14 protein-coding genes are annotated in these 20,492 nt (G+C 45.7%); 8 read left to right on the forward strand and 6 right to left on the reverse strand.

Annotated elements, in window-relative coordinates:
- Positions 1 to 178: 178 nt before the first annotated feature.
- Complete coding sequence (gene xsc, locus OQJ75_RS15105; protein ID WP_102349957.1) at positions 179 to 1,990, reverse strand: sulfoacetaldehyde acetyltransferase; 1,812 nt, start codon at positions 1,988 to 1,990, stop codon at positions 179 to 181.
- 264 nt (positions 1,991 to 2,254) lie between these two features.
- Here xsc and OQJ75_RS15110 point away from each other — a divergent pair, with 264 nt between their 5' ends.
- Both OQJ75_RS15110 and OQJ75_RS15115 read left to right on the forward strand, forming a co-directional pair.
- Positions 2,255 to 3,235, forward strand: a complete 981-nt coding sequence (locus OQJ75_RS15110; RefSeq protein WP_265973935.1) for an AAA family ATPase — start codon at positions 2,255 to 2,257, stop codon at positions 3,233 to 3,235.
- A gap of 3 nt (positions 3,236 to 3,238) precedes the next feature.
- Complete coding sequence (locus OQJ75_RS15115; protein ID WP_265973934.1) at positions 3,239 to 4,960, forward strand: cobaltochelatase CobT-related protein; 1,722 nt, start codon at positions 3,239 to 3,241, stop codon at positions 4,958 to 4,960.
- A gap of 50 nt (positions 4,961 to 5,010) precedes the next feature.
- On the opposite strand, the gene OQJ75_RS15120 is transcribed toward OQJ75_RS15115, so the two are convergent.
- A complete protein-coding gene (locus OQJ75_RS15120) occupies positions 5,011 to 5,778 on the reverse strand; it encodes a sulfite exporter TauE/SafE family protein (RefSeq protein ID WP_265973933.1) in 768 nt (255 codons plus the stop codon).
- Positions 5,779 to 5,836: 58 nt separating this feature from the next.
- Positions 5,837 to 6,946, reverse strand: coding sequence for a phosphate acetyltransferase (pta, locus tag OQJ75_RS15125; RefSeq protein WP_265973932.1), 1,110 nt, complete (start codon positions 6,944 to 6,946; stop codon positions 5,837 to 5,839).
- 154 nt (positions 6,947 to 7,100) lie between these two features.
- On the opposite strand from pta, the gene OQJ75_RS15130 reads away from it, so the two are divergent.
- Positions 7,101 to 7,889, forward strand: coding sequence for an IclR family transcriptional regulator (locus OQJ75_RS15130; RefSeq protein ID WP_265973931.1), 789 nt, complete (start codon positions 7,101 to 7,103; stop codon positions 7,887 to 7,889).
- 94 nt (positions 7,890 to 7,983) lie between these two features.
- Entirely contained in the window at positions 7,984 to 9,411 is a 1,428-nt protein-coding gene (locus OQJ75_RS15135) for an NAD-dependent succinate-semialdehyde dehydrogenase (protein ID WP_265973930.1), read from the forward strand.
- A 195-nt stretch (positions 9,412 to 9,606) separates the two neighbouring features.
- Here OQJ75_RS15135 and OQJ75_RS15140 read toward each other — a convergent pair whose 3' ends face one another.
- The gene (locus OQJ75_RS15140) at positions 9,607 to 11,790 is read right to left on the reverse strand and encodes a malate synthase G (protein ID WP_265973929.1); all 2,184 of its coding nucleotides are present in this window, start codon (positions 11,788 to 11,790) and stop codon (positions 9,607 to 9,609) included.
- A gap of 117 nt (positions 11,791 to 11,907) precedes the next feature.
- Complete coding sequence (locus tag OQJ75_RS15145) at positions 11,908 to 12,861, reverse strand: LysR family transcriptional regulator (RefSeq protein WP_061038005.1); 954 nt, start codon at positions 12,859 to 12,861, stop codon at positions 11,908 to 11,910.
- A 130-nt stretch (positions 12,862 to 12,991) separates the two neighbouring features.
- Between OQJ75_RS15145 and OQJ75_RS15150 the strand changes: the two genes are divergently transcribed.
- Positions 12,992 to 14,590, forward strand: coding sequence for an isocitrate lyase (locus OQJ75_RS15150; protein ID WP_265973928.1), 1,599 nt, complete (start codon positions 12,992 to 12,994; stop codon positions 14,588 to 14,590).
- A gap of 221 nt (positions 14,591 to 14,811) precedes the next feature.
- On the forward strand, positions 14,812 to 15,390 hold the full coding sequence (locus tag OQJ75_RS15155) for a hypothetical protein (RefSeq protein ID WP_265973927.1): 579 nt from the start codon (positions 14,812 to 14,814) through the stop codon (positions 15,388 to 15,390).
- A 101-nt stretch (positions 15,391 to 15,491) separates the two neighbouring features.
- Here OQJ75_RS15155 and OQJ75_RS15160 read toward each other — a convergent pair whose 3' ends face one another.
- The gene (locus OQJ75_RS15160) at positions 15,492 to 15,893 is read right to left on the reverse strand and encodes a cystatin domain-containing protein (RefSeq protein ID WP_265973926.1); all 402 of its coding nucleotides are present in this window, start codon (positions 15,891 to 15,893) and stop codon (positions 15,492 to 15,494) included.
- A gap of 676 nt (positions 15,894 to 16,569) precedes the next feature.
- Here OQJ75_RS15160 and OQJ75_RS15165 point away from each other — a divergent pair.
- Together OQJ75_RS15165 and luxN are read left to right on the forward strand one after the other, a co-directional pair.
- Positions 16,570 to 17,799, forward strand: a complete 1,230-nt coding sequence (locus OQJ75_RS15165) for an acyl-homoserine-lactone synthase (protein ID WP_265973925.1) — start codon at positions 16,570 to 16,572, stop codon at positions 17,797 to 17,799.
- Entirely contained in the window at positions 17,792 to 20,395 is a 2,604-nt protein-coding gene (luxN, locus tag OQJ75_RS15170) for a quorum-sensing autoinducer 1 sensor kinase/phosphatase LuxN (RefSeq protein WP_265973924.1), read from the forward strand. The genes OQJ75_RS15165 and luxN overlap by 8 nt, the downstream gene beginning before the upstream one ends.
- Positions 20,396 to 20,492: the final 97 nt, after the last annotated feature.

Here is a 20,492-nt window from a genome sequence, read left to right on the forward strand (position 1 = left end):
TGTTCCTAATAAACATTTAATTAGTGTTCTAATGTTTAACTGGAAATTATTGAACTAAGCGTTTACGTTCTTCACCTAAGTACTTTGCCAATGCCCGCTCGTATTGCCCGACCACATTCTCGATAGCACTTTCTCTAACACTCTCGAGATTTCTGTGGCCGGACAAACTTCCTATGACTTATACGTAATCTTTGTATTTATCTAGGAAACGAACTGGTGTTGATAGTGCATCTCGGCGGAACGGGTCGCCCAATTCCTGAGTACACATGATTTCAATGATGGTTGTTTTGCCTTCGTTCATCTGCATGTCGATGGCTTTTTGCAAGGTTGGACCTACATCTTCTAGCTTATCAACCGTGATACCTTCAGCACCCATTGCTCGTGCAATTTCTGCAAAGCTTTGGTTTTCAAGTTCACCGGCAACAAAGCGTCGGTTGTAGAAGTCGACTTGGTTCTTCTTCTCTGCACCCCATTGACGGTTGTGGAATACCACGGCTGTCACTGGAATGTTATGACGAACACATGTCATGGTCTCCATCAAGCTCATACCCCACGCACCGTCACCTGCATAAGAGATAGCAGGACGATGAGGTGCTGCCGCTTTCGCACCAATGATGGTTGGGAACGCGTAGCCACAGTTACCGAAACTCATTGCTGCAAAGAAGCTGCGTGGTTTTTCAAAGCGTAAGTAGCTGTTTGCCACTGAGTTGATGTTCCCGATATCCGTTGAGACCATAACGTCTTCTGGCATCGCTTTTTCTAGTTCACGAAGTACTTGGCGTGGGTGAAGATATTCACCACCAGAGAACGGAGTCTCGTGTGAGTTTTCTTCAATCATATCCAAGCTGAACGAGTCACGTTCGTGCGTCCACTCATCAAGCTCTTTTTCCCACAACGCTTTTTCTGTTGCCACGGTGTCTTGGCGAGCGCCTTTGTTGTCATCACACAACAGTGCACGACCTTCTAGTCTTTCAGCCAATGCCACAGCCGCTGCTTTTGCGTCGCCACAGATACCAACAGAGATCTTCTTAACGAGGCCAAGCATCTTGTTGTCTGCATCGATCTGAATGATTTTTGCGTCTTTTGGCCAGTAATCCATGCCATGTTGAGGCAAGGTACCGAATGGACCAAGACGTGTACCCAACGCGATAACCACATCCGCTTGAGCCATCAACTTCATTGCTGCTTTCGAACCTTGGTAGCCTAAAGGACCACACCATAATGGGTGACTAGCAGGGAAAGAGTCATTGTGTAGGTAGCTATTTACAACCGGTGCGCCTAGTCGTTCTGCCAGTGCCGCACACTCTTGAACTGCGTCAGCCATTACCACGCCGCCACCAGAAATGATGACTGGGAATTTCGCTTCAGCAATCAGGTCTGCCGCTTCATTCAGAGACTTCTCACCACCCGGACCACGGTCTAAACGCGCGGGTTTCGGGATCTCGGTTTGAGTTTCACCGTAGAAATAGTCACGTGGGATATTCAGTTGAGTCGGACCCATTTCGCTCATTGCGCGGTCAAAGCATCGACCTGTGTATTCCGCCATACGGTCTGGGTGCGTTACGTGTCCTTGATACTTAGTAAACTCTTGGAACATTGGAAGTTGGTTACACTCTTGGAAACCACCTAATCCCATTGTTTTAGTGCCAGTCTCTGGCGTCACAATAACGACCGGGCTGTGTGCCCAGAATGCCGCTGCAATCGCAGTTACACAGTTACTAATACCTGGGCCATTCTGCCCGATAACCACACCATGGCGACCAGATACACGAGAGTAGCCATCTGCCATGTGAGCAGCACCTTGCTCGTGTACCACTGGGACCAATCGAATGCCAGCAGGAGCAAAGATATCCATTGCGTCCATAAATGCTGACCCCATGATGCCGAACATGTCGGTAACATCATTAGCAACCATAGTTTCAACGAACGCTTCTGATGGTGTCATTGTTACTGTGCCGGAAACAACCGTACGTTTTTCTTGCTCACTCATTCTTCCATTCTCCTTGAGTTAACCAAAATTTCATTTTTCGGAATGAATTGTCTCTTTTTTGAATTCATTTTCACCTTAGTAGTAGATTTTTTGCGCGTCAACTTTTTATATTAAATTGGAATAATTCATTCTAATTAATAAAACTGGATCACATTATTGATAGTTTTTCGTACAAAAAGTGCCGTTAACTTAGAGTGAGCTGTTAATAATCGATGACATATCGCCCATCGCGGCAGTCATGGAAGCTATTGAGAGGGAAAAGAAATGAATGATGCGGAATTGATACCAACACAACCTGTAAGTGTGAGAGAGTGTTTTGGCATCGACAGCAACCTAACCGTACTGGCGTTTGAACATGCGGGAGAGTATGTACCCAAGGTCGATCCTAACTACTGTTTTGATCCTGAAGTAACGCTAGCGATATTGGCGGGTTTCACCTCTAATCGCCGCACCTTGATACAAGGTACACACGGAACGGGCAAGTCTTCCCACATTGAGCAAATTGCCGCGAGGTTGAACTGGCCGTGTTTGAGGATCAACCTAGACGGACACTTAAGCAGATTAGATTTCATCGGAAAGGACAGCATCGTCATTAAAGATGGAATGCAGGTGACAGAGTTTAAAGAAGGCATTCTTCCGCAAAGCATCCAGCAACCCATCGCTTTGGTATTAGACGAATACGATGCAGGACGACCTGATGTGATGTTTGTGATCCAACAACTCTTAGAGCAAGACGGCAAATACACCTCTTTAGAGCAAAACCGAGTGATCACGCCTCACCCCTCTTTCCGCCTATTTGCTACCTGTAACACGTTGGGGTTAGGCAATTTCTCGGGGTTGTATTCCGGTACTCAGGTACTTAACCATAGCCAGCTTGACCGATGGAACATCATCGCAACACTTAACTATTTAGATCCGCAACATGAAACCAAGATCGTGTTATCCAAGCGCCCAGAGCTGAACAATGAAAGTGGTCAGCAGTTAGTTGAGAAAATGATCGCTACTGCTGGTTTAACGCGAAATGGTTTTAGAGCATGTGATTTGTCGACGGTAATGTCTCCGAGAACCGTGATCACATGGGCTGAAAACATTCGAATATTCGATAACGTAGCGACGGCATTTAGGCTTTCATTCCTCAACCGTTGTGAAGATGAAGAGAAAGAGTTGGTAAGCGAATATTACTTCCGCTGCTTTGGTGAGGCCCTAGAAACGCCTACTCAGAGCTATGCTCAGCCGGAGTCCTAATCGATGGCTAATATTTCCTCCCAACAGAAAAAGATCCTCGATATTGGCGTGTCGGTTGCCAGAGCGATCAGCGGTGAATTGAACCTAAATTACCGGGGAGAGCGTCTATATAACGGTAATAGCCCCTGCTATTATCAGTCTGCACACACCAACGATCTCACCTTTGTTTCTCGCCATGAGTTAACAAACAGCAAGCTCTCAATGCAAGGCAAGATCGATTCATCGGCGCTGCGACTCTTGTTGTCAGATACTGATCTTCACTATTCACTGCGACCGAAAAACGAAGTCGAACGTCTGTTATATGATTTCTGCGAACAAGTACGAATCGAATCACAAGTCCCGTCTTACCTAAAAGGCGTGACTAAGAGCATTCAGTTCAACTTTGCGTATTGGAGCGATCAGTACCATCAAAATGGCTTTACTGAATCACGAATCGGCATGTTGCTCTTCACGCTGATGCAGGTCATCCATACTCGATTAACCAGTGTCCCAGTTTCTGAGCCGATTGCTGAAACCATTGAATCAACTCGTGCGGGCATCGTGCCTATTTTCGGAAGCAGCCTGAAACGCTTGAAGGAATATAGAGCAAACCAACTACAGTTTGCTCACTGCGCCAATGAACTCGCCTCTTTAGCACAAGAACTCATCAACCAAGAACAAGAGAGTAATAACTCGCCGACACCTACGGTTGAAGAAGACATCAAAATCCTCGCGCAGCTTGCTCTTATCGTTGATGGCGACATTCAAGATGAAGACATCGATATCGATATCACAGGCAGCAGCAAGGTGTTTGAACTGTCGGGCGCCAATTATCAGATCTTTAATTCGGAATTTGACCAAGTGGTTGCCGCAGATAAGCTCGTCAGGCGCGCCCTGTTACTCGAACTGAGGCAAAAGCTCACCGATGACATTATGGCGAGACAAGTGAACACTCGCCGCTTGGCCGCTATGCTCACCCGCTTTGTTGCGACGCCCCAAAGGAATCGACGTCAGGATCATTTGGAAGAAGGCATTGTTAACGCCACCGCCATCACTAAGCTCATCACTTCCCCGCTGGAGCGTACTGTCTTTTATCAGCCAGAGATTAGCGCATCTCATCAATGTGCCATCACGTTTTTGATGGACTGCTCAGGCTCGATGCAAAAACACAGTCACAAACTCAGCCTACTGATGGATACGATTCTCAAATCCGTCGGGCTAGCAAACGTCCCTTTCGAAATTATCGGCTTCACCACCAACAACTGGAATGGTGGCAAAGTTTACCGACAGTGGCTCAAGCAAGGTCAACCGAAACACCCAGGCCGCTTAAACGAGGTTCGACACATTGTGTTTAAGGATTTTGATACCCATTGGCGACGCGCTCGACTCGGTATTGCTAGCCTTCGCAAGGCTGACATCTTTAAAGAAGGAATTGATGGCGAAGCGGTTCAGTTCGCTAGCCAGCGGTTGCAACAGCACAATGCACAAAGAAAGGTTTTGGTTGTGTTCTCAGACGGTTGTCCGATGGATACTGCCACCAGCACAGCCAATGATCAGTTCTATTTGGATAATCATCTCAAACAAGTGATTGAACGTGAGTCGACCAAAAACGGTATTGAGATTCATGGAGTGGGAATGGGAGTGGACTTGAGCCCGTACTACCGCAGTAACATCACTTTAGATGTACAGGAAAGCTGTTTGTTTGGATTATCTAGGAGCATTTTTGAGATGCTAAAGCGTGTTTAAACAGAGAGGCTTAGGCTAGCGAATCACTAGCCTCCTTTGTCGAGAATGGTTTAGGAAGAGCCAAGCAACGACCATGTCGATACGGCCATCAAATACCCACCAATCAACATCAACACCATAAATACTAACTTTCTGAGTTGGTCATTCGACAACGGCGGCGGGAAGCGCCGAGCAAACATAGTCACAAGCGCCACCAAGGGAACAGCAATAGCGGATAACCACAGAATGCTCGCTTCCATGTCACCTGCTGCGTAGACATTGACGGTACGAGACATCGACGTACAAGCGAACACCATCAACAGTGTGCTTCGTACCAGATCGAGCGTAAAAGGCTGTCGATAGAGGTGATAAACAATCGGGGGGCCGGCCATACCAAACAACCCTCCCGCTAGGCCAGAACTAAAGCCAGACACCAAGAAGGACACGGTTGCCGAGCGGTCTTTTCTGGTTTTAGGTTTGAACATAAAGCTAAGACCTGCAAATAATACCATTGCCCCCAGTAACCCTCTCAGGATATGCGTTGCCGACTCACTCAATTCGTCCAGCAAGAAAACTCCCAACGACACGCCGGGGATAATCCCGATCACTAACACCACCAGAATCTTGAGTTCCCCAAGCAGTGGCTTGCCCATCAACGCGACCAAACAATTAAACAAGGTCACAATACTGACCACGGCAGCAATCACAGGCAACGAAACCAGATTAAGGCTGACCGTAAGACCAATCACGATAATGCCGAGTCCAAACCCCGTGACGGTTTGGAAATAGGTACCTACCGCAATGGTGGCAAGAATGGCGAGTAAAGCAGGTAACTCCATTGGCGATCCTAATTAGGTGTTTTTCACTTAGTATGAGTGCGAGCTTTAAGTGTGAGCCTCAGTATCTAAACTCAAATTCTGATTCTTCTCTTTCTTTAGCTTCTAGATCTTCTGTAGCGTTTTTATCTTCTTGAGCATCAGCTTCAACATCCATCGTTGGATTTGCCGTTTTACTTTGTTGTGCTTGCACGGCTGTCACTGCGATTACATTAAAGATATCTTCGGCACTGCACCCTCTGGATAAGTCATTGGCGGGTTGATTCAGCCCTTGCAACAACGGACCAATCGCGACTGCACCACCTAGCCTTTCAGCAAGTTTGTAACCGATATTGCCAGCTTCTAAGTTAGGAAATATCAACACGTTAGACTCGCCCTTCACCTCGGAATCGGGCAATTTTTTCGCTGCTATTTCAGTGACAATCGCCGCGTCGAGTTGAACATCCTGATCAACCGCAATTCCGGGGCAACGTTGCTTCACTAACTGGGCGGCATTACGCACCTTATCGACCGATTCATGCTTGGCACTGCCATTGGTAGAAAACGACAACATTGCCACTTTCGGTTCTTCCATCAATAGTGTTTGAGCACTGTTTGATGCAGCCACTGCAATTGATGCAAGTTCAGTTTCATTGGGGTTAATCACCAAGCCACAATCACTGAAAATCATGCCACCTTTAAGGTTATGGAAAGGCTCGCACAACATCATTAAAAAAAAGCTCGATACCAATTCACTGTCTGGTGCTGGCCCGATGATCTGCAGCGCAGCTCGCACCACATCAGACGTGGTATAAACCGCGCCATTAACCGTGCCGTCGACCAGCCCTTCCCTTACCATCAAGTTGGCAAAAATCAGTGGGTCTTTAACCTTCTCCAATGCATCTTCATAAGTCATGCCTTTGGCTTTTCTTAACTCATACAGACGTTCAGCCAACACAGCTTTAAGTGCTGATGTTTGTGGTGAAACAATATGAATGCCCGCTAGGTTAATATGATGCAACTGAGCGGCTTCGATAATCGCCTTTTCGTCGCCTACTAGCGTGATATAAGCGAGCTGTTTATCTATCGCTAATCGTGCCGCTTTCAGTACACGAGGGTCTTCAGCTTCACTTAAAACCACACGCTTACGATCTAAGTGCGCCTTATCAATAATCCGTTCAATCGCTTTCATTTTAAAATTCCATTTATTGAGATTAATTGTTCCATAATTTATATTTATATTATTGAAATAATAAAAAAGGTCAAACTTTATTCAGATAATTGAAGAATATTGATTTGGTATGTACACTCTTACACATAGACATATCGCAAGGATGAATCACTGTATGCAAACAGAAACACCACAAGTTCAAGGAGATACGCCCACTCTGCGACTTTTTGCACTATTAGAGGTGATAGCGCAAAAAGACGAGTTTATTTCCCTTCAAGGGCTCGTCGAAGAAACAGGACTACCGAAACCCACTCTGCACCGTATGCTGCAACAACTAGAATCCGCAGGCATCATTCAAAGAGACGGTGATGAAAAGCATTACAGCTCTGGCATTCGACTCAGAAAGTTGGCTGAAAACCTACTGTTCAACAGCACCATGCACAGTGCAAGACGCACGATTCTTGAAAACCTTCGAGCAGAAGTCGGCGAAAGCTGCAACCTAACCGCGCTATCGAGCGGTGAGATCATCTACCTTGACCGTGCAGAAACCGAAGCGCCACTTCGCTTCCACCTACAACCCGGCTCTCGCGTTCCTGTTCACTGCTCTGCGACAGGTAAACTGTTTTTGGCTCACATGTCGAAATCACAGCGCAGAAGACTGATTGAAAACGTGCCACTGACTCAGTACACAGTCAAAACCATCACTGACTACTCAGTGTTAGAGCAAGACATCGAAGAAGCGAAGATCCAAGGCTTTGCGATTGATGACGAAGAGTTTCTGCCGGGTTTGGTGTGTATTGCAGTACTCATTCCATCGCCAACGGGCCAATCTAATCTCGGGTTAGCAATTCAAGCACCTGTGATTCGATTAAAGCCAGATGAAGCGATTAAGTTCCTACCTGCTCTACAAAAAGCCGCGAAAGCACTGGCAAAGATAGAAGCAGACAACTGGGCGCAAGAATAACTTTGATAGGCTAGAGCGAATCATCAGCACTGCCATAGACATCAACTCAATAACAGCACCAACACGTGTTAAGTAATCATCGAAAAGGAATCACATGCTAGAAATTAATAACCAGCGCTTACTCTCTTTTATGGTGACAGAAGCGAATAACGCGGTTGCCGTGAGCAATCCAGCAACAGGTGAGCTTATTGGGCATGCGCCTATCTCATCTGAGGAGGAATTGGACAGTGCTATCGAACGAGCTCATATTGCACAAAAAGAGTGGGCGAAAATTCCTGCTAAATCTCGCTCTGCGATACTGAAGGCTTGGCATCAACTGCTCCTTGAAAACAGGGATGACCTTGCTCACTTAATGACGATCGAACAAGGCAAGCCGTTGGCAGAAGCCGCGGGCGAAGTGGTTTATGGTGCAAGCTTTATTGAATGGTTCGCCGAAGAAGCCAAGCGCACATATGGTGACTCGATTCCAAGCACCGCCGGAGATAAGCGTTTAGTGACAATCAAGCAGCCGATTGGCGTTGCATGTGCCATCACACCGTGGAATTTCCCTATTGCGATGATCACTCGTAAAGCCGCACCTGCTCTAGCGGCTGGCTGTAGTTTTATTGTGAAGCCTTCTGACGAAACGCCACTTTCAGCGTTTGCTGTTGTTGAGTTGGCTTACCAAGCGGGTGTCCCTAAAGATCTGCTTCAAGTGGTATTAGGTGACAGCCCAGAACAGATTGGTGAGCTATTCACATCACACCCATTAATCAAGAAGATCTCTTTTACTGGCTCTACTCGCGTCGGCAGTATCTTGATGGCTCAAGCGGCAAAAGGCATCAAACGCACCTCGATGGAACTTGGCGGTAATGCTCCGTTTATCGTATTTGACGATGCCGATATCGATGCTGCGGTTCAAGGCGCAATGGCTTCGAAATTCCGTAATGCAGGCCAAACCTGTGTTTGTGCTAACCGATTCTATATTCACAGCAAAGTGCACGATGAGTTTGTGGCTAAATTCGACCAAGCGGTGCAGCAACTTAAAATTGGCAACGGCTTAGACGCTAGCGTCAACATTGGCCCCGTGATCAGTGAAAGAGCAAAACAGAACATCCAAGGTTTGATTGACCGCGCCATTGAACAAGGCGCACAGCCTGTCACCCCAACTCAAGAGCTTGCGGGATTGTTCATTCAGCCTGTCATTCTTAAAGACGTGAAGCACGATATGGACATAGTTCAACAAGAGATCTTTGGCCCTGTCGCTCCGGTTATGAAGTTTGACAGCGATCAAGAGCTGATCGAAATGGCAAACGACACCATTTATGGTTTAGCGTCTTACTTCTACAGCCAGAATATCCACCGAGTATGGAAGGTAGCAGAAGCACTTGAGTACGGTATGGTTGGCATTAATGACGGCATGACCTCAACTGAGGTAGCACCTTTCGGTGGAGTTAAACAGTCAGGCATTGGCCGTGAAGGCGCTAAAGAAGGCATCGATGAGTACATGGATATTAAGTATCTGTGCTTTGGTAGTAACTAGGTTTCGGCAGTGATTAGGGCTCGGAAATAATTAAGTCTTAGTGATCACTAACCTGCCCCACTTTCCACCTTTCCCACCACAAAAATGAATCAAAAAAAAGCCGCGCTATAAAAACGCGGCACCTTGGGCTCGGTTAAAGGGGGTTTCTTTTTTTTAGTATTTTACATTCTCTGTTTTTGTTATTGGGTTGCTTCTCTATCCCTGCGCTTTCAGTTTTAGACGCATAGCATGCAGCACTGGCTCGGTGTAACCACTAGGTTGAGCGCAGCCTTCGAATACCAACTGACACGCTGCTGAAAATGCGATGCTGTTTTCAAAGTCAGGTGCCATATTGCGGTAGCTCGGGTCGCTAGCGTTTTGCTCGTCCACCACAGCGGCCATGCGCTTCATGGTTTTCATTACTTGGGCTTCCTCGCAAATACCGTGACGTAACCAGTTAGCGATGTGTTGGCTTGAAATACGCAGCGTCGCGCGGTCTTCCATTAGTCCTACATCGTTAATATCAGGCACTTTCGAACAACCTACGCCTTGGTCAATCCAACGAACTACGTAACCAAGAATGCCTTGCGTATTATTGTCCAGTTCATTTTGGATATCTTGAGCTGTCAGCTTTTGATTGCCTAACAGCGGGATAGTAAGAATATCGTCAACATTTGCTCTCACACGCTCACGCAGCTCTTTCTGACGGCTAGGAACACTCACCTTGTGATAATGCAAGGCATGCAGAGTCGCCGCCGTTGGAGAAGGAACCCAAGCGGTATTCGCACCCGCTTGTGGGTGTCCGATTTTCGCGTCCATCATCTTGGCCATGTTATCTGGCTCTGGCCACATACCTTTACCAATCTGGGCTTTACCTTGCAGGCCACAAGCTAAGCCAAGATCAACGTTTTGATCTTCGTATGCGCCAATCCAAGTCATGGTTTTAAGCTGTGTTTTAGGAGCAAAAGGACCCGCTTCCATACTGGTGTGGATCTCATCACCCGTTCGGTCTAGGAAACCTGTGTTGATGAACACGACACGGTCTTTGGCGGCGCGAATACACTCTTTCAAGTTCACAGAGGTACGACGCTCTTCGTCCATGATGCCGACTTTGATGGTGAAGCGGTCTAAACCTAGTGCATCCTCAATACGGCCAAACAACTCATTGGTGAAAGCCACTTCTTCAGGGCCATGCATCTTAGGTTTAACAATATTGATGCTGTTCGCGGTCGAGTTTTGGTAAGGGCTATTACCCTTTAAATCGTGCATTGCGATAAGCGATGTCACCATGCCATCCATGATACCTTCAGGTACTTCATTACCATCCGCATCAATAATCGCAGGGTTTGTCATTAGGTGGCCCACATTGCGTATGAACAACATGCTGCGACCTTTAAGTGAGATTTCCCCCCCCGTCACACTGGTGTATTGGCGATCAGGGTTCAGGTTACGAACAATGGTCTTGCCGTTTTTCTCTAGCGATTCTTGCAGGTCACCCTTCATTAAGCCTAACCAGTTTCGGTAAGCTAATGCTTTGTCTTCACCGTCAACTGCGGCAACGGAATCTTCGCAATCCATAATCGTGGTCAGTGCCGATTCCACCAGCACATCTTTAATACCCGCAACATCGACGCTACCAATTGGCGCGCTCGGGTCGATTTGAATTTCGATATGGAGATTGTTGTGTTTAAGCAGGATACAAGAAGGCGAGCTTGCGTCTCCTTGATAACCAATAAACTGGTTACGATCAATGAGAGTAACTTCTTCACCATTATCTAGCGTTGCCGTCAGCGTGTTGCCAATGCTCACATTGCTGATGCTGTATTTGGTCACGTCTTTATGAGAAACACCATTCAACGGTGCGGCGTCATCAAGGAAACCACGAGCATAGCTCACTACTTTAGCGCCACGAACAGGGTTAAAGCTTCCACCTTTCTCGGCTCCGTCGCTTTCGCTGATCACATCGGTGCCGTAGAGCGCATCGTATAAACTGCCCCAGCGCGCGTTTGCTGCGTTAAGTGCAAAACGTGCATTCATGATAGGCACAACAAGCTGCGGCCCAGCTTGTGTTGCGATTTCAGGCTCTACGCTTGCAGTGGTCACTTGAAAGTCTTCGCCTTCAGGCACTAGGTAGCCAATCTGCTGTAGGAACTGTTTGTACTCTGCTGCATCCAGTGTTTGACCAGCACGCTCTTGATGCCACACATCGATTTGATGTTGAAGATCTTCACGTTTGATAAGCAGTGCACGATTCTTTGGTGCCAGATCTTTAAGGATGGCTGCGAAAGATTGCCAAAAGTCCTCTGCGACAATGCCTGTTCCAGGAATGACCTGCTCATTAATTAATTGGTAGAGGGTGCTATCAATGCTCAAGCTTCCCTGTTGAATACGACTGCTCATAAAATCTCTCTCAAATTAACCGCTGACTACTAAATAAATTTACGTAACTGACGAAAATTTAGCTAATTTATGCCGTTTATATTGGATATTCACAAAAGAAATACCACAAAAACTGTGTTATCCCGTCACACCACTTTCGATTTCATTGGCGACACTTTTGATCAAGCGACGCATCCACTGGTGATCTGGATTGGTTTGTAACAATGGGCTCCACGCCATCTTCACCTCAAAAGGTTCAATCGCAAATGGGGCTGGTTTGATTAACAAATTAGGGTTGTTGCGCTGCAATTGCGCGGCTTTGGTTGGAATAGTAAGGATAAGGTTTTTCTGCTGAGCGAAGAGGATCGCAGACAGGTAATGTCGGGTAAATACCGTGATGTTGCGGGTTTTACCAATGCGCATTAATGCTTCATCTATCCAACCGAGCTTTTGAGCTTCACTTGGGTTGATCCCGACTCCGGTTCCCATCCCCGTCTTACTTACCCAAATATGTTGCGCCTTTAAATAAGACAAAATATCAAAGTTATCAGCTATTGGATTATCACAGCTGAATAGGCAAGAGAACCCGTCGTGCCAAAGGCTCATCTGGTGAAAGGACTGTGGAATGTCATCAAAACGGTTGATGATAATATCAACAGTGCCTTGTTCTACATCCTGATAGCTCACATCACTTGGCGTCATTATATCCAGTCGTATTTTCGGTGCTATCTCGCTCAGTTTTTTCAATAGCGGCTGAATAATGGTCGACTCAGCATAGTCACTCGCCATGATACGAAACACGCGTTCACTGTCTTCTGCATTAAACTCTGTGGTCGGCTGAAGTGTCTTTTCTACATTCGCCAAGATGTTGCGGATCAGTGGTTGCAACTTTTGCGCGCGCTCGGTCGGCACCATCCCTTCACTGGTTCTCACCAATAGTGGATCTTCAAACAGATCACGCAGTCGGCGCAGTCCATTACTCATAGCTGGTTGAGTTATTCCTAATTGATTTGCCGCTCGTGTAACGTTTCTTTCACGTAGCAACATGTCTAAATACACAAGTAAATTAAGGTCTATACGAGCAATATTCATAAGAAAAATACCGAATATAATAACTATAAATTAACAAAATTATCACATGCGTGGTTATTCTTTGTCCATAGCAAAGTTTTAATCCAAGCCAATTTGGCAACCATACCCCACGTGAAACTAAGGAATAGTTATGTCGCAAATTACACAAGATATCGAAATGATAGAAGTTGCAAAAAGCGCTGCAGGTGCTCCATGGGATGCAATCAATGCTGAATCTGCTGCTCGTATGCGAGCTCAAAACAAATTCAAAACAGGTCTAGATATCGCGCAATACACGGCAGATATCATGCGTGCGGATATGGAGGCTTACGATAAAGACAGTTCTCAATACACTCAGTCTTTAGGTTGCTGGCATGGTTTTATCGGCCAACAAAAGTTGATTTCTATTAAGAAGCACTTTGATGGCAAGACAGACCGACGCTACCTATACCTTTCAGGTTGGATGGTTGCTGCACTTCGCTCAGACTTTGGTCCACTTCCAGACCAATCAATGCATGAGAAAACATCGGTTGCAGGCCTAGTAGAAGAACTATACACATTCCTGCGCCAAGCTGATGCACGTGAACTGGGTGGTTTATTCCGTGAGCTAGACGCTGCACGTGAAGCGGGCGACGTTAACCAACAAGACCTTATCCAAGACAAAATCGACAATCACGTAACACACGTGGTGCCAATCATCGCGGATATCGATGCAGGTTTCGGTAACGCAGAAGCGACTTACCTAATGGCTAAGCAAATGATTGAAGCGGGCGCATGTTGTCTACAAATTGAAAACCAAGTTGCCGATGAGAAGCAATGTGGTCACCAAGACGGCAAAGTAACGGTTCCACACGCTGACTTCCACGCAAAACTTCGCGCACTTCGTTACGCTTTCCTTGAACTAGGCATCGACAACGGCGTTATTGTTGCTCGTACCGATTCTCAAGGTGCTGGCCTAACAAAAGAAATCGCAGTAGTGAAAGAGCCGGGCGACCAAGGTGATATCTACAACTCATACCTAGATGTTGAAGAGATCGACGTTGCAGATATGGCAGAAGGCGACGTTTGCTTTAACCGTGATGGCAAGCTAGTTCGACCTAAGCGTCTACCTTCAGGTTTATACCAATTCCGCCAAGGTACTGGTGAAGACCGTTGTGTATTCGACTGTATTGAAGCAATCAACGCGGGTGCTGACCTACTTTGGATTGAGACTGAGAAGCCACACATTGGTCAAATCAAAGAGATGATGGACGGCGTTCGCGAAGTTCACCCTAACGCGAAACTGGTTTACAACAACTCTCCATCATTCAACTGGACGCTAAACTTCCGTCAGCAAGCTTACGATGCATTGGTTGCAGAAGGTAAAGACGTATCAGCTTACGACCGTGCAAACCTAATGAGCGCGGAATACGACGAAACTGAACTGTCTGCAAGTGCTGACGAGAAGATTCGTACATTCCAAGCGGACGCATCTCGTGAAGCGGGTATCTTCCACCACTTGATTACGCTACCGACTTACCACACTTCAGCGCTGTCTACCGACAACCTTGCGAAAGAGTACTTCGGCGACCAAGGCATGTTGGGTTACGTTGCAAATGTTCAACGTAAAGAGATCCGCCAAGGCATCGCATGTGTTAAACACCAAAACATGTCTGGTTCAGACATCGGTGATGACCACAAAGAGTACTTCGCTGGTGAGAATGCACTGAAAGCAGCGGGCGAAGCGAATACGTCTAACCAATTTGATTAATCTTGATTAATCGCTAGAACTAAAGCCTCCCCCGCCCTTCTCTCTTACTTCGGTAAGATCCGGGGGAAGGCTTTGAGATAAAGCTTGTACTGCCGGCTTTATCTCAAAGTCTAAGATTTGTGTTCTACACCACGGTCAGCTAAGCAACACCTGTTTAAGCTAACTGTATTCATATTGTTGAGATTCCTGTTTGTTGATATTTCTTTTGATTGAGAGTGCCTATGACTTCAATACCTAAACACCTACAAGATGCAAAAATGCTGCTATCAGAAAATGGTTTCGCAACGGGTGATACTTGGTATCACGGCACGTCTTCAGCCTTGCTTGCTTCAATCAAAGGCCAAGGACTGAAACGTTCTGGAGACAAAGCACTCAATGAAGCCGCTTCAAAAACCATGGCAACGATTGGCAATAACTACACCGAGTCGGTTGAACCTGTATTCCTAACTCAAAGCAAAGAACTGGCGTATTACTGGGCGCAACAAACCGTTCGTGAGCGCAGTGTTCGTTTCGAAGGGGAAGAACTACCTGTCGTGTTAGCGGTAAACCTGTCTGAAAAACAACGAGCTAAAGTAAGACCAGACGTGGGTGCGATGAGCCTGTTAATGATGAGTGTGGGCGAGCAATTCATGGCTCACATGGCTAAGGTTTACCAAGAGAACAACATCGCAGGCCCTGATATTGAACTTCGTACTGCTGATCGTATGGATTACTTGAACAAGCTGGGAATGGCTTACATTGATGAAGACATCAGCCGAGCTTGTGTACAAGAGCTGTCAGAGCCGGAACTGGCCAGTTAATCAGGTTCATTACGTAAGCACTATTCAGAATAAAAAATGGCTCTTAAGTAGGAGCCATTTTTATGTGTGCGATGTTATTTACATGCTAGTTAATCAATGGGTTAGTTGATCAATGGGCACAAGCGACCTTGTTGTGCAGCTTGAGTCATTGTCATCTCACCCTGCAACGAACGATACACAATGGTATTCCAAACTTCGCCATTATCCATCTCAAAATCGATAGCATAGTTCAAACCACTGACAACCTGAGTTCGAACGCTCAAGATTTTCTCAAGCTTCGCAGCGGTATTCATTTGTCCCAAAACCACATCTAAAGCTTGTTTTGCTTCTGGCGTGATATCACTTTGTGACCAACCACCTGTCAGGTTTTTAGTGCTACAGATCGGATTCGCTTTCTCTTGCGGTTGAGCAGAAACATCAGATTCCTGACTACATCCAGCAAACGCAGCGACACTAAACACGGTTGCTAATCCAAGTAATGATGTTAATCGTACTTTTTTCATGAATCCTCTCTACATCGTTCATTCAGTCATTTACGAGAGATTACTCGCAATGATGTTTCATATGCAGGCAAGCTTAGACCTTAAATGTCATTACTTCATCAGAGATTATGGTGTAAATACTCTACAAACACAGAAGATTGTAAGAAAAACAAAGCTGAGCACTGGAGCCCTGCTTTTATCCACCAGATATTTAAATCATTAAAATGTGTAGCGAAGGAATAAATGAGTATAAGACAGGTATAATCCATCAGTTAATTGCATACTTTACACTCAAGGTATTCATATCGCGATTAACAAGATGATCTCGTCTTGATGTGGATTATGATATTGGTTCAAAAAATAGATATTTGAGATTATTTTATAAATTCAAAAGTTTATGCTCGGCTTAATCATGCCTGATTTTAAACTGTAATACATACCCTACAAGTTGTTGATAACAATGTATTTTACTCATCTATAAATTCATTCAGATATGGTAAATCTTTATTGTTAAGGGTGAGCGCAAGTAGTAAAATCTCGCCAGATTGTGCAACTTACGTCTCACACCATGGACACAAGTCAAGTTACGATTAGCTCTCTCAAAGTAACGCAACTTCAAACACATACCTAAAATCAGTGTCCTATAAATAGTGCAGATCAAATAAAAATAATTATATAAACCTAGGCTAGGTTAAACATGAAATTAACGTCGTCTTTAGGCTCACTGTTGGCTAGCAGTCTGTCTATCGAAATAAAACAGCGAGCGCTGACAGAGCTCGTCATCAGCACTTATCAGCCACATGAGCGCACTGAGTTTTTTCAAAACGTGACTGAATATCGTAGAAGCCAATTAGAATTGCTTTTCCCAGAGCATCAAAACAAAAGCTACTCTGTATTGTTTGAGGTGGTGGACTACCGCGATCTGATTCTACGCTATCCATATACACTATCTGCAGAGATTGCTCTTCTAGAGCAGGCCGTAGGGCAGTGCTATATGCATTGGCTAGATTTCTGGTGCGAGTGTGAAATTGCTGTGATCAAAGCCAAATCACCATTAAATTCAAGCTCCATTTCTCATGTCGACCTCCCTATCAATGACAGTGCTTATTACGGTGCGATCATCGAACAAATAGAACATGAGCCACTTTTGGTACAAACACCGAGTCACCCACAAGGAATGCCAATTAACGATGCCATTGCTTTAAGCAATCTTGAGGTGTTCATCAAGGGTGAGAAATGGTTTGAGATGCTGCCTTTATTACACCTTTCCCAGGCAGGTAAGCATTTTATTCTGCTCAAACACCCAATCGATGAAGCCTTTCCGACACTGGTTTCCTCTGCGCTGATTCAAGATTGGTCTAAGAACGACACTTGGCTAAGTTACACACCAACGTTCAGCAATGAGCACTGGCAATACTGTTTACCCGATTACGGCTACGATGAGCTCGAAGGGGTACAACTTTTCACACCACCAAAATTGCCGAAATGTCATTCTCTCGTAGAATTTGATAATCACTTCCAGTTACAATTGTCTGACAAAAGCGCTGTGTGTGAAGTGTTGCGCTTGACAGTAAGTGGCAATACTCAACAAAAACTCTATTTTCTCTACCTTGCTCAGAAAGAGTTGATGAATGCCTTACATCAAACAGAGTACAAAGTCGGCTTCACGATTATCGAGCAACCTTTCATGCTTCATTTTTATCAAGCCATTGATTCCAATGCATACTTCCATTCTGGGTATTGCGAATTAAATGATGATGGCACAACAATTTATCGTGGGTTTTGGAATTTCGAGATGATGGTAAAAGCATTCAATAATGTCGATTCCCGGAGCTACAAACGCGCAGTGCGAGAGGGCAGAAAGCCATTAGAAAAGTCGTGCTCGGCAGGAAAAACTAGCTCGGTAAAAAAGGATGAACATGTTTGATTTCGGCCTCGAGGCGATCATCTATGCAAAAGCAATCACACTGCTTGCAACCGTGGCAGTGGTTGTCATGTGGTTGTTCTATTACTGCTATCGCCTGAAACAAAAAAACGAAGTGATCGCAGGGACACACCATGCCTCTTACATCGCGTATTCGATCTGCATTGTTGCGTGGATCAGCAGTAACGCTTATTTCCATACTGACTTATTACTGGAACTTGGGGCCTCGGCCGCCGTGTTCGCCGCAAAGTTTGCCAACCTCGCCTCTTTCTTTGCGTTTGCCTTCGCCTACTACTTCTCATGTCAGCTCGCCGCCGAACAACGTAATGGTAAAGTTCATGTGTGGCAACAAGCCATTTTCGTCACCTTAACCGTCTACTCCTTCTTTATCAATTTAAGTCCGGGGTTAACCGTTGAACACGTCACCATTGCAGGCCCAAGCCAGTTCGTGATTGAGTTTGGCCCACACACGCCGTACTTCTTCATTGGAATGATAAGCTTTGTAGTGCTAACACTACTCAACCTGGTGGCCATGCGCGCCAACAGCAGCAAGCTAACCTTAGCTAAAACTAACTACATGATCGCAGGCATTTTAGTCTTCATGCTGTCGACTGCGACAATCCACCTAGGCATGACCTACTTCTTGCGTGATTTCTCGCTCACTTGGCTGCCACCAGCTTTGTCGATAAGTGAAATGTTGTTCGTTGGCTATGCCCTGCTAACCTCGCGCTTCTACAGCGTGAAATACCTGGCATACATGAGCCTAAATGCGATGTTGGTTTGTGCTATTTTGGTGATCCCTTTTGGCGCGATATTTATCCCGCTGACAGACGACAGTCAATGGCTTGTTGCTATCCCAATCTGTGCAATTATCGGCATCACTTGGCATGTTCTCTACAAACGCGTAAGCCACTACGCCTCCTTCTTTGTCTACGGCAACAAGAAAACGCCAGTACAGCAGATCCTCTCACTCGAAGACGATTTCAAGCTGTCGATTGATGATGCAATGCGTCGATTAGGCAGCCTACTGCAGATCCCAGAAGACAAGCTGCGTCTGGTGAACAGCAACTACAACGAAACCTTCTACGAAGATTATCTGTCTACCAACAAGTCCGTTTTAGTGTTCGATGAGCTGTCTCAGGAGCTTGATTACACCGCACCAGCCAAGCGCTCGATAAAAGCCCTGTATGACAAGATGAGTTCAAACGACACCGCTTTGGTGATGCCTTTATTTGGTCAGGGGAAATCGGTCACGCACTTATTGGTCTCGTCACACAAGAGCAACGATAAGATGTTCTCTAACGAAGAGATCTCTGCCCTGCAAATCTTGTTAACTCGTGTACAAAGCACCATTGAAGCCGATAGACGCATTCGCCAAAGTCGCGCGCTTGCTAATTCTATCGCACACGAAATGCGTAACCCGCTGGCTCAAGTGCAGCTGCATTTTGAGGTGCTAAAGCAGCACATTGATAACCAAGCCCCAGCCAAACAAATCCTAAAGGATATTGAGAATGGCCAAGCGGCGATTCAACGCGGGCGACAACTGATTGATATCATCCTGCGCGAAGTCAGTGACAGTACGCCTGAACACGGACCTGTGACCATGACCTCTATCCACAAAGCCGTAGATCAAGCCGTAAGCCACTATGGTTTTGAGAATGAAAAGATCATTGAACGCATTCGTTTACCACAACACGCTGATTTTGTAGCAAAGCTGAATGAAACCTTATTCAACTTCGTCATTTTCAACCTGATACGTAATGCAATCTATTACTTTGATTCTTACCCAGAAAGCCAAATTGAGATCAGCACCAACACAGGACCTTACGAGAACGTTCTGATATTCCGAGATACCGGCCCAGGCATTGGAGAAGCCATTGCACATAAGATTTTCGATGACTTTTTCTCGTATCAAAAAAGTGGTGGTAGCGGCTTAGGATTAGGTTATTGCCAACGCGTAATGCGCTCATTTGGCGGTCGAGTTGAGTGCCACTCTAAACTGGATGAATTTACTGAATTCCACCTGTATTTCCCAGTGGTACCTAATGCGCCCAAAGCAGACGCGCTTCGTACGCCTGATTTCAATGATTGGAAGCAAAGCCAATCAACGAGTGAAGATAAAACCAAAGCGGATATACAAGCAGGTTTACAAACGAGTCAACATGCTCCAAGTAGCGTTCAAGAACAATTAGACCACCTCGCACCCACCGTGCTCATCGTCGACGACAAAGAGGTACAACGCACGCTTGTTCAGATGTACCTGAGCCGACTTGGCGTAAATAGCTTGCAAGCCAAAAACGGGGAAAATGCTGTCGATCTGTTCAGATCACACAAAGTTGATTTGATCTTAATGGACGTACAAATGCCGATAATGAATGGTTTTGACGCAAGCCAGATCATCAAGGCGCGTTCACCTCAAACACCCATCATTGCTTTGTCTGGGGAGTCGGGACAACACGAGTTAGATATGATCAACAAACTGATGGATGGTCGCCTAGAGAAGCCAACCTCTTTGAAAGCACTGCAACATGTACTCGATAACTGGCTGAAGAAAGACATGAGATCGAACGTTTCTAAAGAAACACAAAGTGAAGACTAGATTCAATAAAGTCGCTGATCCTATGAGAACAACGACTCGATAAGTAAACCAGCAATTGGACAACCCAGTGATTAATCAAAAATCCCCGCAAGAGCCT

Origin of the sequence: Vibrio sp. 14G-20, from assembly GCF_026241515.1 — a bacterium.
Taxonomy (GTDB): domain Bacteria; phylum Pseudomonadota; class Gammaproteobacteria; order Enterobacterales; family Vibrionaceae; genus Vibrio.

Coding starts and splice junctions, on each gene's coding strand:
- pta (WP_265973932.1), bottom strand. CDS start 6,946: ATGAAAGCGATTGAACGGATTATTGATAAGGCGCACTTAGATCGTAAG.
- OQJ75_RS15165 (WP_265973925.1), top strand. CDS start 16,570: ATGAAATTAACGTCGTCTTTAGGCTCACTGTTGGCTAGCAGTCTGTCT.
- OQJ75_RS15135 (WP_265973930.1), top strand. CDS start 7,984: ATGCTAGAAATTAATAACCAGCGCTTACTCTCTTTTATGGTGACAGAA.
- luxN (WP_265973924.1), top strand. CDS start 17,792: ATGTTTGATTTCGGCCTCGAGGCGATCATCTATGCAAAAGCAATCACA.
- OQJ75_RS15120 (WP_265973933.1), bottom strand. CDS start 5,778: ATGGAGTTACCTGCTTTACTCGCCATTCTTGCCACCATTGCGGTAGGT.
- xsc (WP_102349957.1), bottom strand. CDS start 1,990: ATGAGTGAGCAAGAAAAACGTACGGTTGTTTCCGGCACAGTAACAATG.
- OQJ75_RS15110 (WP_265973935.1), top strand. CDS start 2,255: ATGAATGATGCGGAATTGATACCAACACAACCTGTAAGTGTGAGAGAG.
- OQJ75_RS15145 (WP_061038005.1), bottom strand. CDS start 12,861: ATGAATATTGCTCGTATAGACCTTAATTTACTTGTGTATTTAGACATG.
- OQJ75_RS15140 (WP_265973929.1), bottom strand. CDS start 11,790: ATGAGCAGTCGTATTCAACAGGGAAGCTTGAGCATTGATAGCACCCTC.
- OQJ75_RS15160 (WP_265973926.1), bottom strand. CDS start 15,893: ATGAAAAAAGTACGATTAACATCATTACTTGGATTAGCAACCGTGTTT.
- OQJ75_RS15130 (WP_265973931.1), top strand. CDS start 7,101: ATGCAAACAGAAACACCACAAGTTCAAGGAGATACGCCCACTCTGCGA.
- OQJ75_RS15155 (WP_265973927.1), top strand. CDS start 14,812: ATGACTTCAATACCTAAACACCTACAAGATGCAAAAATGCTGCTATCA.
- OQJ75_RS15115 (WP_265973934.1), top strand. CDS start 3,239: ATGGCTAATATTTCCTCCCAACAGAAAAAGATCCTCGATATTGGCGTG.
- OQJ75_RS15150 (WP_265973928.1), top strand. CDS start 12,992: ATGTCGCAAATTACACAAGATATCGAAATGATAGAAGTTGCAAAAAGC.